Consider the following 12,456-nt stretch of genomic DNA (forward strand, 5'->3'; position numbering starts at 1 on the left):
GGTGCGCGATGCGTACGGTCGGGGCATGGAGATTCGTAATCTGGGCAGGAGCGGCCTGAAGGTCTCGGCCGTCTCGTACGGCAACTGGCTGACGCACGGCTCGCAGGTCGAGGAGGACGCCGCGCTGGCCTGCGTCCGTCAGGCGCTGGAGGAGGGCATCACGACCTTCGACACCGCCGACGTCTACGCCAACACCGCGGCGGAGACCGTGCTGGGCAAGGCGCTGAAGGACCAGCGACGGGAGGGTCTGGAGATCTTCACGAAGGTCTACTTCCCGACCGGGCCGGGAGCGCACAACGACCACGGCCTGTCGCGCAAGCACATCACCGAGTCCATCGAGGGCTCGCTGCGGCGCCTGGGCACCGACCACGTCGACCTCTACCAGGCCCACCGCTACGACCACGAGACCCCGCTCGAGGAGACGATGGAGGCCTTCGCCGACGTCGTCCACAGCGGCAAGGCGCTCTACATCGGCGTCTCGGAGTGGCGCGCCGAGGAGATCCGCGAGGCGCACGCCCTGGCCCGCGAGCTGCGGATCCCGCTGGTCTCGAACCAGCCGCAGTACAACATGCTGTGGCGCGTCATCGAGTCCGAGGTCGTCCCGACCTGCGAGGAGCTCGGCATCGGTCAGATCGTCTGGTCGCCGATCGCCCAGGGCGTGCTGACCGGCAAGTACAAGCCGGGCGCGGAGTTGCCGGCCGGGTCGCGGGCCACCGACGAGAAGGGTGGCGCCGACATGATCAAGCGCTTCCTCGACGACGACGTGCTCACCCGGGTGCAGGCGCTGCAGCCGGTCGCGGACGAGGCCGGGCTCAGCCTGGCGCAGCTCGCCGTGGCGTGGGTGCTGCAGAACCCCAACGTGTCCTCGGCCATCATCGGCGCCAGCCGCCCCGAGCAGGTCACCGAGAACGTCAAGGCCGCCGGGGTCACCCTCGACGCCGACGCGCTCGCGGCGATCGACGACGCGCTGGGCGAGGTGCCGGAGAAGGACCCGGCCAAGACGAAGTCCCCGGCCACGCGCGACTTCGGCTGAGCCGACCGCAACGCCGACGGGCCGGTGCGGCGTGGTCGTCCCACGCCGCACCGGCCCGTTCGTGCGTGCGGGTCAGCGGTAGCGCTCGGGGAGCTTCTCGCCGATCTTGACCTGGCTCTTCGGCAGCCGCATGAAGCGCATCTGCATGGAGCGGCTCACGGCGTACCAGGTGGTGCCCTTGACCGACTCGCCCTCGAAGCGCTTCGCCAGCTCGCGGCGCAGGCGGAAGCGGAGCGTGAGCACGTCCATCACGATCAGCGCGAGCACGGCCACCATCACGGTGCTGCCGATGCGGACCAGGCCGGGGTTGCCGGAGTACGTGAGGACCGTGGTCACCAGGACCAGGGGCAGCACGATCTCCAGGAACGAGAACCGGTGGTCGACGTAGTCGCGCACGAACCGGCGCACCGGGCCCTTGTCGCGGGGCAGCAGGTGCCGCTCGTCCCCAGTCTTCATCGCCGTACGCACCTTCTGGGCCTCGTCGGCGCGCACCCGGCGCTTGGCGGCGGCCTGCTCCTTGCGGGTGCGGGGGGCCTTGGCGCGTGCCTTGGCGGCGGCCTCGGCCTCACGACGGGTCGGCGTGGGACGCCCCTTGCCCGTGGTGATGACGGTGCTGCCGTCGGCGGGCGCCGCAGGGCTGCCCGCGACGGTGGTGTCGGTGTCGTTGCGACGTCGGAACAACAGGGGCCTCGGCAGATGTCAGGGGGTGGTCGGTGGTCGTCTCGTCCGGAGCCCGAGTCTACCGGTCGCGCCGTACGGACCCCTCGCACCGGTTGCCGCTGCGCCGTAGGGTGAGGGCGTCGGGCAGGCCCCGCCGACACGCAAGCCGACCCCGCAAGTCGCCGCACCGAGAGAGAGCCCCGACGTCGTGAGCCTGATGAAGCGCATGAGCCTGATCTTCCGCTCGAAGGCCAACTCGGCCATGGACCGGGCCGAGGACCCCCGCGAGACGCTGGACTACAGCTACCAGCGCCAGACAGAGCTGCTGACCAAGGTGCGCCGCGGGGTGGCCGACGTCGCCACCAGCCGCAAGCGCGTCGAGCTCCAGATGAACCAGCTCCAGCAGCAGGTCGACAAGCTGCAGGCCCAGGCCGAGAAGGCGCTCGGGATGGACCGCGAGGACCTCGCCCGTGAGGCGCTGACCCGCAAGTCCGCCGTCGTCGGCCAGGTCGAGGACCTCCGCGTGCAGCACGCCAACCTGCAGGGCGAGGAGGAGAAGCTGGTCCTGGCCCAGCAGCGGCTGCAGGCCAAGGTCGAGTCCTTCCGCACCCGCAAGGAGACGATCAAGGCCAACTACACCGCCGCCGAGGCCCAGACCCGGATCGGCGAGGCCATGTCGGGCATCGGCGAGGAGATGGGCGACGTGGGCATGGCCATCCAGCGCGCCGAGGACAAGACGGCCACGATGCAGGCCCGCGCCGGTGCGATCGACGAGCTGATCGCCTCGGGTGCCCTCGACGACGCCTCCTCGACCAACCGCGGCGACGACATCGCCCGCGAGCTGGAGCAGATGAGCTCGCAGTCCGACGTGGAGCTCGAGCTGGCCCGCCTCAAGGGCGTGTCGGCACCCCAGCAGCCCGAGGCCCTGAACCAGGGCACCGGCGACGACGTGCTCGCCCCCGAGGCCGAGCGGTCGACCGAGCCGGGCCAGGAGGGTCGGTCGTGATCGTCCGGATCCTCGGTGAGGGCCAGTACGACGTCGCCGACGCCGCCCTCGACCGCCTCAACGACCTCGACGGCGCGGTCGAGCGTGCGGTCGAGGCCGGCGACGAAGCCGCCTTCGAGGCCGCGCTCGCGGCGCTGCTCGACGGCGTGCGGACCGTCGGCGTGCCGCACGACCTGGACTCCCTCGACGAGTCCGACCTGATCCTCCCGCCGGCCGACGCCGACATCGCGCAGGTCCGCGACCTGCTCGGCGACGAGGGGCTCATCCCCGGCTGACCCCGGGTCGCAGGGTTCTCACCTCCCTCTTGGGAAGACAGGGGAGACTGGTCCCATGGCACGCACCCGGTTCGTCGGCGACTCGGGCCTCACCGCCCGGATGACGCTGGTCCTGTTCCTCCTCGGCGCCCTGTTCGTGGGGCTGATCGCCGTCCTGATGGCCGTCTTCGGGCGGTCGGGCGGACCCGGCGTCGCGGTGCTGATCGGCATCGCCGGCCTCGGCGTGGCCTGGTACCAGTGGTACTCCTCCGACAAGGTCGCGATGAAGGCGATGCGGGCCCGTGAGGTCACCCCGGAGCAGGCTCCCGAGCTGCACGGCATGATCGACCGGCTCTGCGCCCTGGCCGACATGCCCAAGCCCCGCGTCGGGATCGCCGACACCCCGCTGCCGAACGCGTTCGCGACCGGCCGCTCCCCGGAGCGGTCCGTGGTCGTCGTGACCACCGGGATCATGGGCCGGCTCACCGCCGAGGAGCTCGAGGGCGTGCTGGCCCACGAGCTGGCGCACGTCGCGCACCGCGACGTGCTGGTGATGACGGTGGCGTCCTCGGCCGGCATCGTCGCCGGCATGCTGACCCAGGGGGCGCAGTACGGCGCGCTGTTCGGCGGCCGCAGCCGCGACAACAACTCCGGGCTGCCGGTGTGGATCGTGGTGCTGGCGGTCAGCCTGGTCACCTACGCGATCAGCTTCCTGCTGCTCAAGATCCTCTCCCGCTACCGCGAGCTGTCGGCCGACCGCGCGGGGGCGTACCTGACGATGAAGCCGCAGGCCCTGGCCTCGGCGCTGCAGAAGATCAGCAGCGGCATGGACTCGGTGCCGCAGAAGGACCTGCGCGCCAGCCAGGCGATGAACGCCTTCTTCATCGCCCCGGCCGTCAAGGGTGTCTCGCTGTCGACGCTGACCTCCACCCACCCCAGCCTCGAGCAGCGCCTCGAGCAGCTCGCGCGGATCCAGACCGAGCTCGGCCGGACCACGCCGTGAGCGCGCGCTGATGGGGTTCTGGAGCTCGATCATGGGCCGCTCGCAGCCGGCCGCCCCGCGTCTGGACTCGTTGTTCGCGGTGCCGAGCGCCGCGCTCACCCTCGAGGCCGGGCTCGGCCTGGTCCCGACCGGCCTCGGCTCGGTCTGCTACCGCGCGGCCTCGGGTGCCGGCTTCGCGCAGACCCAGCAGGAGGCCGTGGCGCTGCTCGGCGCCGCGCCCGACGCGCCGGACGTCGAGGTCACCCTCGACGACTTCGGGTTCACCTGGCTCACCGTCTCCCACGACCCGAGCGACACCGCCGGGCTGTGCACGGACCTGCACGCGGTCAACAGCACCCTGGGCGACGCCGGGTTCGGCCCCGGGCTGCTGTGCTCGCTGGTCGTCTTCGCCGACGTCACCGGGCGCCGGGTCGGCCTGGTCTACCTCTACAAGCAGGGCACCTTCTACCCGTTCGCGCCGCAGCCCACGACGGGCTCGGCGCGCCAGGCGCAGGTGCGCGACACCCTGATGGAGATCCAGGTCCGCGACGCCGTCGAGCACGACCTGCCCCTGGAGCAGGAGCGCTCGCGCTGGCTGGCCGTGTGGGGCGCCCCCGGCCTGTGAGCCTGGTGGTGAGCCTGCTGGTGCGCCGGGTCCCCGGCCGGGCCGGGCCCGGGACGTCCGGCCGGCTCCGCGCGAGTCCGGCGCCGTCACCCCTCGGCGGCTCCTATGATCCCGCAGGGGGACGGGCAGGCCGTGGCTCCGTCCGGAACGGAGCGCCGAGCGATGACCGCCGAGCAGGTGTGGGTGGACATGGTGACCGACCTCGGTGACCTCGCCGCCCCGCCGACGCAGCAGCTGCAGGCCGTGGTCGACCTGACCGCGCGGATCTGCCGGGTGCCCCTCGCGCAGATCAACTTCTTCACCCGCGACGAGCAGCGGCAGGTCGCGGCGCACGGCATGGACCCCTCCGCGTGCGCGCTCGAGGACTCGATGTGCCACGTGGTGCGCCACGACCTGGAGACGGTGGTGGTCCCGGACACCCGGCTCGACCCGCGCTTCGCCGACAACCCCTTCGTGACCGGGCGGCTGGGCCTCCTCCGCTTCTACGCCTCGCACCCCCTGACCACCGCGTCCGGCCTGGTGGTGGGGCGGCTGTGCGTCTTCGACACCCGGCCCCGCACCCTCGAGGAGATCGCGGGGTCCGAGGTCGACTCGCTCGGGGTCGTCGCCGCCCGCGTGATGGACGTGCTGGAGCTCGCGCTGCGCAACCGCGAGCTGGTCCACGCCCTGGAGCACGTCGAGGCGATGCGGACCGAGCTGCTCACCTCCCACGACCGGCTGGCGGCCTTCGCCGGCCAGGTCAGCCACGACCTCAAGACACCGCTGTCCAGCGTGTCGCTCTCCCTCGGCCTGATCCGGGAGCAGCTCGCCGGGGGCGGGGGGAGCGCCGAGGAGCTCGACTGGCTCGTCACCAAGGCCGGCGACGCCGCCGGCCGGATGAGCGCCCTGGTGGACGACGTCCTGGCCTTCGCGCAGGTCGGGGGCTCCGAGCTGCACCAGGACGTCGACCTGGCCGAGGTGCTCGGCGAGGTCCTCGACGACGTCGGCTCCCGCCTCGACGGGGGAGAGGTCCTCGTGGGTCCCCTCCCGGTCGTGTGCGGCGACCGCACCCAGCTGAGGTCCCTGCTGCAGAACCTCGTCACCAACGCCCTGGCCTACCGCAGCCCGGACCGGCGCCTGCAGGTGGAGGTCGACGGTGGGCTCGTCGACCACCGGTGGCTGCTGGAGGTCCGCGACAACGGACGCGGGATCGCCCCCGAGGACGTCGAGCGCGTCTTCGTCCCGCTGCAGCGCGGCGCCCACGACGTCGCGGGCAGCGGCATCGGCCTGGCGACCTGCCGGCGCATCGTCGAGGCCCACGGCGGGCGGATCAGCCTGCGTCCGCGCGCCGGTCACGGGGCCGTGGCCCTGGTCGAGCTGCCGACCGGCTGACCACGCCCGGTCCGGGGCCTCGCCCTGGGGGCGGTCGTTCCCCTATCCTCGCCGCGGGGGAGCAGGCGTCCACGGCCTGCTCGGAGGGGGGACTCGTGGAACGGGTACGACGCACGGCCGACGACGGCGACCGCCGCGACGCGTCCGCCGGACGCGGCACGCGCGCCGAGGCGGGACCGGTCGCGACGGGCTCGGACGAGGCCGACGACGCCCGGGACCTGGCCGCGGTCGCGGACCTGGCCGCCCGCCTGTGGCAGGTGCCGCTGGCCGTCGTGACCCTGCTGGACGACGAGGGCCGGCCCGAGGTCACCGCCTTCGGTGGCGCGGGGCTCCCGGCCTCGGTCGACCCGCGGCTGCTGGCCACCCGGGGCCTGGTCCACGACCTGGTCGTGGTCCCGGACACGCTGCTCGACCCGGAGTGGGCCACGCACCCGCTGGTCGGGGACCGCACCGGTCTGCGGTTCCTGGTCCGGCAGCCCCTGCTGGGCCCGTCCGGACGGCAGGTCGGGCTGCTGTGCCTGCTCGACACCGCCCCCCGTGCCGCCGCCGACGTCCCGGCAGTGGCCGCGCTCGACGAGGTGGGCGCCCGGGTGGCCGACCTGGTCGAGGTGCTCGGCCGGCACCGGGCCTCGCGCCGCACCTTCGACCGGCTCGAGGAGGTGCACCGTGACCTGCGCGAGTCCAACGACCGCCTGGTGGTCTTCGCCGGCCAGGTCACCCACGACCTGAAGGCGCCGCTGGCGAGCATCTCGATGTCGGTGGACCTGATCGAGGACGAGGCCGGCCGCGACCACTTCGACCGGCGGCAGGTGCACTGGTTCGTGGAGAAGGCCCGTCAGGGGGCGCGCCGCATGCAGGCGCTCGTCGACGACCTGCTGGAGTACGCCACGCAGGGCGGTCCGGTCGAGGCGCGCAGCGTCGACCTCGACCTGGTCCTGGCCGCGGTCCTCGACGACCTCGCGGGGATGACCCGGACCGCCGAGATCCTCACCGGTCGCCTGCCCGTCGTCCTCGGCGACGAGGTCCAGCTGCGGTCGCTGCTGCAGAACCTGCTCAGCAACGCCCTGAAGTTCGCCCGCCCCGGGGTCCACGCCGTCGTCCGCGTCGAGGCGCACGCGGTGCCGGGGCGGGTGCGGGTCGAGGTCAGCGACAACGGCCGCGGTCTCCCCGCCGGCCTCGACCCCGAGGACCTGTTCGAGCCGCTGGTGCGCGGCGACCACTCGGTCCCGGGCGTGGGCATCGGCCTGGCCACCTGTCGCCGCGTCGTCGAGGCCCACGGGGGTCGGATCGGCCTGCTGCGCCGCCGTGAGGGCGGGGTGCTGGCGTGGTTCGAGCTGCCGGCCGGCGCCGCCGACCTCCCCGCCTGAGCCCTCGGCTCAGTCCTGGGCGGTCCGCCCGGGCAGGTCGAGCATCCGGCGGAGCGCGACGAGGGCGTCGCGCTCGGTGGCGTCGTCGACGTCGATCCGGTTCACGACCGTCCCCGCGACCAGCGACTCCAGCGCCCACACCAGGTGGGGCAGGTCGATCCGGTTCATCGTCGAGCAGTAGCAGACGGTCTTGTCGAGGAAGGCGATCGTCTGCTCGGGGTGCTCGCGGGCGAGCCGCTTGACCAGGTTCAGCTCGGTGCCGATCGCCCAGCTCGAGCCGGCCGGGGCGGCCCGGACGGTGTCGATGATGAACTCCGTCGAGCCGACCAGGTCCGCCTTGAGCACGACGTCGTGGGTGCACTCGGGGTGGACCAGGATCTTCACGTCCGGGACGGTGGCGCGCAGGCTGTCGACGACCTCGGCGCTGAAGCGGCCGTGGACCGAGCAGTGGCCCTTCCACAGGATCATCCGGGCGTCGCGCAGCTGCTCGGTGCTCAGCCCGCCCTGGGGCAGGCGGGGGTCCCAGACCACGCAGTCGTCCAGCGACATCCCCAGCTTGAGGACCGCGGTGTTCCGTCCGAGGTGCTGGTCGGGGAAGAACAGCACCTTGCCGCCGCCGGTCCCGTCCGGGCCGGCGGGCGGCTTCTGGGCGAAGGCCCACTCCAGCGCCGTCTCGGCGTTGGAGGAGGTGCAGACGACCCCGCCGTTGCGCCCGCAGAACGCCTTGATGTCGGCCGAGGAGTTCATGTAGGTCACCGGGACGACCGCGTCCCCGACGCCGGCGTCGGCCAGGGCGTCCCAGGCGTCCTCGACCTGGGTCAGCCGCGCCATGTCGGCCATCGAGCACCCGGCGGCCAGGTCCGGCAGGACGACCTGCTGCTCGGGACCGGTGAGGATGTCGGCGGACTCGGCCATGAAGTGCACGCCGCAGAAGACGATGAACTCGGCCTCGGGCCGCGCGGCGGCGTCCTTGGCCAGCTTGAAGGAGTCGCCGGTGACGTCGGCGAACTCGATGACCTCGTCGCGCTGGTAGTGGTGGCCGAGCACGAAGACCCGGTCGCCCAGCGCGGCCTTCGCGGCCCGGGCGCGCTCGACCAGGTCGGGGTCGGAGGCCGGCGGGAGGTCGCCCGGGCACTCGACACCGCGCTCGGCGGAGAGGTCGACGCCGCGGCCCAGCGGCAGCAGCGGGAGGTCGACGGTCGTCATGGGGAACATCCTAGGCCGGGGCCCGCGTCACAGCAGCGCCCCGCTGGGCAGGTAGGGCGCCGGCGGCCGCATCCCCCGGACCGCGAGGAAGCCGGAGGTGGTGACCTCCATCCGGGCGGTCATCGCGACGTCGACGGCCCACTCGTTGGCCGCGGTCACGTGGTGGACCTGCTGGACCGACCCGTCGGCCGACCCGTCGGCCAGGGCGGTCCAGAGCAGCTCGGTGGCCGTACGGCGGTCGGTCGCGGCGAGCAGCGCCACGCTCCCGTCGGCGGCGAGGTAGGCGTAGCCCGAGCCGGTGCCGCTGTCGCAGACGACCGGTCGCCAGGTGCGCTGCATCAGCGCGTGGTCGGGCCCGTGCGCGGCCCCCCGGGTGCGGCGGTCGACGGAGTCCATCAGGTCGGTGTCGGCGGGCGTGGCCTCGCGGACCCGGCGCAGGAGCGGGATGGCCGAGCGGTCGACCGTGCCCCGCAGCGTCAGGAAGGGGTGCATCGTGAAGCCGGCCAGGCGGTAGCGCCGGAAGGCGCGCGGGTCGTCCGAGGAGCACAGCATCCCGCGCAGGCACCCGCGGCCGTGGTGCAGCGCGGCCTCGAGCAGCACCCGGCCTGTCCCACGGCCCTGGAGGTCGGGCCGCACGGCGTACGTCGCGAGGATCCACATCAGCTCGCGCGTCAGCGAGGTGGCGAACCCGGCGAGCCCGTCCTCGTCCTCGGCCACCCAGCAGCCGCCGGGGTCGGTGCGCAGCAGGTGGTGGGTGCGCTCGACCCAGGCCCGGCCGCGCTCGGGGCTGCGCCGCTCGGGCAGCGGCACCGAGCGCGGCAGCATCCGGGCGTCGACCTGGTGGAAGGTCTCGGCCTTGAGCCGCTCCGCGGCGGGGACGTCCTCGGGCCGCATCGGGCGGACGACGGGCTGGTCGGGTGCGCTCACCGGCCCGAGCCTAGGAGGGCGCGAGCGCCGGGTGCGTGATGATGGGCACATGCGAGTTCTCGTGGCCCCCGACAAGTTCGCCGGCACCCTGACCGCGGTGGAGGCCGCCGAGGCCGTCGCCGCCGGGTGGCACCGGCACGCGCCCGACGACGAGATCGACCTGGCGCCGATGTCCGACGGTGGACCCGGCTTCGTCGACGTCCTGCACGCCACCCTCGGTGGCGAGCTCCTCGCGGTCACCGTGACCGGCCCGACGGGGGCACCCACCCCGGCGACGCTGCTGGTGGTCGACGACACCGCCTACGTCGAGAGCGCCCAGGCCTGCGGGCTGCACCTCACCGGGGCGCAGGGCGGCGAGCAGGCCACCACGCGCGGCGTGGGTGAGCTCCTCGCCGCGGCGATCGGCACCGGCGTACGACGCGTGGTCGTCGGGCTGGGCGGCAGCGGCACCAGCGACGGCGGGGCGGGCCTGCTCGCCGGCCTGGGGGCCACCGCCGACGTCCCGCTCGACGAGGGTCCGGCCGGCCTGGACGGCATCGGCACGATCGACCTCGCGGCGGCGCGGGAGCGCGTCGCCGGGGTGGAGGTCGTGGTCGCCAGCGACGTGGACAACCCGCTGAGCGGTCTCTTCGGCGCGGCCAAGGTCTTCGGGCCCCAGAAGGGGCTCACCGAGGAGCGCCTGGTCGTCGTGGACGCCTGGCTGGAGCGGTTCGCCGAGGTCGCCGGGAGGCGTACCGCGCTCGAGCCCGGCGCCGGCGCGGCCGGCGGCCTGGGGTTCGCGCTGCTCCTCCTCGGCGGCACGCGGACGCCCGGGATCGGCCTGGTCACCGATGCCGTCGGCCTGCCCGCCCGGGCCCGGGCCGCCGACCTCGTCGTCACCGGCGAGGGCGCCTTCGACTTCTCCAGCCGGGCCGGCAAGGTCCCGGCCGGTGTCGCGGCCGTGGCCGAGCAGGCCGTACGCCCGTGCGTGGCGCTGGCCGGCGCGGTGCTGGTCGGTGCGCGGGAGATGCGGGCGCTCGGGATGGAGTCGGCCTACTCCGTGGTCGACCTGGTGGGGGAGGAGCGCGCCTTCGCCGACCCCGCCGGGTCCCTGGCCGACCTCGCCGAGCGGGTCGCGCGCACCTGGTCGCGCTGAGGACCGCGAGGCGGCGAGGAATAACCCGGGCTGTGCGAGGATTGAGCAGCACAGACCATGATTGATCCCCGCACCCCTGGGAGAGCGCACATGACCGAGCAGGTCGAGACCACCACCGATCGTCGTACCGACCAGATCAACCTCAGCCCGGTCGCCGCGGGCAAGGTGACGAGCCTCCTCGAGCAGGAGGGCCGTGACGACCTCCAGCTGCGCATCTCGGTGCAGCCCGGCGGCTGCAGCGGGCTGCGCTACCAGCTGTTCTTCGACGAGCGCACCCTCGACGGCGACGTCGTCACCGACTTCGACGGCGTGTCCGTCGTCGTCGACCGGATGAGCGTGCCCTACCTCAACGGCGCGATGATCGACTTCGTCGACTCGATCGAGAAGCAGGGCTTCACCATCGACAACCCGAACGCGACCGGCTCCTGCGCCTGCGGCGACTCGTTCCACTGAGCCGCTGACGCACCGCGCGACCTGAGACACCGCAGCACCCAGCAGCACCCGGACCCCCGTCGGCCCCTGGCCGGCGGGGGTCCTGTGCGCCGAGATGACGCTTGCGGCGCGCCGAGATGACGCTTGCGGCGCGCCAAGATGACGCTTGCGGCGCCCCGACCTCAGCCGTGCGGCATCGAGGTCGGCGGTGCGGGCACCCGTCTGTCGTACGACGCCGCGCCGCGGTCGAGCCACGCTTCGCGACCGACCCCGAGCCGGGCACCCACCGCCTGGGCGTCGCGCCGCATCGCCTCGGTGGCGTCGGCGTCCTCATAGGCCAGGCGGGGCGTGGTGGTCCTCACACCGCGACGCTAGGGGCTACCGAGAAGTAGACCCAGGCCTACGCGGCGGTAGTGTCACGCGACGTGCCAGCCGACACCGCCGCCCCCCTGTCCTCCGCGCCGAACGGACCGCTGCTGATCGCGGGCTCGATCGCCACCGACCACCTGATGACCTTCGGTGGCCGGTTCGCCGACTCGCTGGTCGTCGAGCAGCTGGACAAGATCTCGCTGTCCTTCCTGGTGGAGGACCTGGAGATCCGTCGCGGGGGAGTCGCCCCGAACATGTGCTTCGGGCTGGGGCGCCTCGGCGTACGCCCGGTGCTGGTCGGCGCGGCCGGCGAGGACTTCACCGACTACCGGTCGTGGCTCGAGCGGCACGGCGTCGACTGCGACTCGGTGCACATCTCCACCTCCGCCCACACCGCGCGGTTCGTGTGCACCACCGACTCCTCGATGGCGCAGTTCGCCTCGTTCTACCCCGGTGCGATGGCCGAGGCGCGCCTGATCGAGCTGGCGCCGATCGTCGCCCGGGTGGGCGCGCCGGCCTACGTCCTGATCGGCGCCGACGACCCTGAGGCGATGCGCCGCCACACCCACGAGTGCCGCACCCGCGGCTACGCCTTCATCGCCGACTGCTCCCAGCAGCTGGCCTTCGGCGACGGCGACCTGATCCGCGACCTCGTCGACGGCGCGACGATCTCGTTCTCCAACGAGTACGAGTCGCACATGATCGAGCAGAAGACCGGCTGGTCGGCCGCGGAGATCCTGGACCGGGTCGGCATGCTCGTCACGACCCTCGGCGCGGAGGGCGTACGGATCAGCCGCCGCGGCGAGCAGGACGTGGTCGTCCCCGCCGCAGCCGACGTCACCGCGGTCGAGCCCACCGGGGTGGGCGACGCCTTCCGAGCCGGGTTCCTGGCCGCGCTGAGCTGGGGTCTCGGCCTCGAGCGCGCCGCCCAGGTCGGCTGCGTGCTCGCGGCCTACGTCGTGGAGACGGTCGGCACCCAGGAGTACTCCTTCACCGCTGCCGACTTCGCCGGCCGCCTCGAGGCGTCCTACGGCGCCGACGTGGCCGCCGAGGTCGTGCCGCACCTGACCTGAGCCACCGAGTCCCGGC

The 12,456-nt window shown here is 73.4% G+C and carries 14 protein-coding genes; 10 read left to right on the forward strand and 4 right to left on the reverse strand.

Annotated elements, in window-relative coordinates:
• The first annotated feature begins 25 nt into the window (after positions 1-25).
• Positions 26-1,033, forward strand: a complete 1,008-nt coding sequence (locus ENKNEFLB_RS07380; RefSeq protein ID WP_214058596.1) for an aldo/keto reductase family protein — start codon at positions 26-28, stop codon at positions 1,031-1,033.
• Between the two features lie 72 nt (positions 1,034-1,105).
• Here ENKNEFLB_RS07380 and ENKNEFLB_RS07385 read toward each other — a convergent pair whose 3' ends face one another.
• Positions 1,106-1,714, reverse strand: coding sequence for a DUF3043 domain-containing protein (locus ENKNEFLB_RS07385; RefSeq protein ID WP_246535894.1), 609 nt, complete (start codon positions 1,712-1,714; stop codon positions 1,106-1,108).
• A gap of 196 nt (positions 1,715-1,910) precedes the next feature.
• Between ENKNEFLB_RS07385 and ENKNEFLB_RS07390 the strand changes: the two genes are divergently transcribed.
• From ENKNEFLB_RS07390 to ENKNEFLB_RS07415, 6 genes are all read left to right on the forward strand, one after another.
• Positions 1,911-2,699 carry a PspA/IM30 family protein gene (locus ENKNEFLB_RS07390; RefSeq protein WP_214059372.1) on the forward strand — a complete coding sequence of 263 codons (789 nt, stop codon included), beginning with the start codon at positions 1,911-1,913 and terminating at the stop codon, positions 2,697-2,699.
• Positions 2,696-2,974: a PspA-associated protein PspAA gene (pspAA, locus tag ENKNEFLB_RS07395; RefSeq protein ID WP_214058597.1), complete on the forward strand. Its 279-nt coding sequence runs from the start codon at positions 2,696-2,698 to the stop codon at positions 2,972-2,974. Before ENKNEFLB_RS07390 ends, pspAA begins: the two co-directional genes overlap by 4 nt.
• Positions 2,975-3,029: 55 nt before the next feature.
• Positions 3,030-3,956, forward strand: a complete 927-nt coding sequence (gene htpX, locus ENKNEFLB_RS07400) for a zinc metalloprotease HtpX (RefSeq protein ID WP_214058598.1) — start codon at positions 3,030-3,032, stop codon at positions 3,954-3,956.
• A gap of 10 nt (positions 3,957-3,966) precedes the next feature.
• Positions 3,967-4,560, forward strand: coding sequence for a PspA-associated protein PspAB (pspAB, locus tag ENKNEFLB_RS07405; RefSeq protein WP_214058599.1), 594 nt, complete (start codon positions 3,967-3,969; stop codon positions 4,558-4,560).
• Positions 4,561-4,722: 162 nt separating this feature from the next.
• Positions 4,723-5,931 carry a sensor histidine kinase gene (locus ENKNEFLB_RS07410; RefSeq protein ID WP_214058600.1) on the forward strand — a complete coding sequence of 403 codons (1,209 nt, stop codon included), beginning with the start codon at positions 4,723-4,725 and terminating at the stop codon, positions 5,929-5,931.
• A 95-nt stretch (positions 5,932-6,026) separates the two neighbouring features.
• The gene (locus ENKNEFLB_RS07415; protein WP_214058601.1) at positions 6,027-7,298 is read left to right on the forward strand and encodes a sensor histidine kinase; all 1,272 of its coding nucleotides are present in this window, start codon (positions 6,027-6,029) and stop codon (positions 7,296-7,298) included.
• 9 nt (positions 7,299-7,307) lie between these two features.
• Here ENKNEFLB_RS07415 and nadA read toward each other — a convergent pair whose 3' ends face one another.
• The gene (gene nadA / locus ENKNEFLB_RS07420; RefSeq protein WP_214058602.1) at positions 7,308-8,504 is read right to left on the reverse strand and encodes a quinolinate synthase NadA; all 1,197 of its coding nucleotides are present in this window, start codon (positions 8,502-8,504) and stop codon (positions 7,308-7,310) included.
• Between the two features lie 27 nt (positions 8,505-8,531).
• Positions 8,532-9,431 (reverse strand): GNAT family N-acetyltransferase, encoded by a 900-nt coding sequence (locus tag ENKNEFLB_RS07425; protein ID WP_246535895.1) that lies wholly within the window; start codon positions 9,429-9,431, stop codon positions 8,532-8,534.
• A gap of 49 nt (positions 9,432-9,480) precedes the next feature.
• Here ENKNEFLB_RS07425 and ENKNEFLB_RS07430 point away from each other — a divergent pair, with 49 nt between their 5' ends.
• Together ENKNEFLB_RS07430 and erpA are read left to right on the forward strand one after the other, a co-directional pair.
• On the forward strand, positions 9,481-10,566 hold the full coding sequence (locus ENKNEFLB_RS07430) for a glycerate kinase family protein (protein WP_214058604.1): 1,086 nt from the start codon (positions 9,481-9,483) through the stop codon (positions 10,564-10,566).
• Between the two features lie 90 nt (positions 10,567-10,656).
• The gene (gene erpA, locus ENKNEFLB_RS07435) at positions 10,657-11,019 is read left to right on the forward strand and encodes an iron-sulfur cluster insertion protein ErpA (RefSeq protein WP_160008183.1); all 363 of its coding nucleotides are present in this window, start codon (positions 10,657-10,659) and stop codon (positions 11,017-11,019) included.
• Between the two features lie 161 nt (positions 11,020-11,180).
• Here erpA and ENKNEFLB_RS07440 read toward each other — a convergent pair whose 3' ends face one another.
• Positions 11,181-11,360 carry a hypothetical protein gene (locus ENKNEFLB_RS07440; protein WP_160008181.1) on the reverse strand — a complete coding sequence of 60 codons (180 nt, stop codon included), beginning with the start codon at positions 11,358-11,360 and terminating at the stop codon, positions 11,181-11,183.
• 147 nt (positions 11,361-11,507) lie between these two features.
• On the opposite strand from ENKNEFLB_RS07440, the gene ENKNEFLB_RS07445 reads away from it, so the two are divergent.
• On the forward strand, positions 11,508-12,440 hold the full coding sequence (locus ENKNEFLB_RS07445) for a carbohydrate kinase family protein (protein WP_214059373.1): 933 nt from the start codon (positions 11,508-11,510) through the stop codon (positions 12,438-12,440).
• Positions 12,441-12,456 lie beyond the last annotated feature (16 nt).

This window comes from Nocardioides aquaticus (assembly GCF_018459925.1).
Classification (GTDB): Bacteria; Actinomycetota; Actinomycetes; order Propionibacteriales; family Nocardioidaceae; genus Nocardioides; species Nocardioides aquaticus.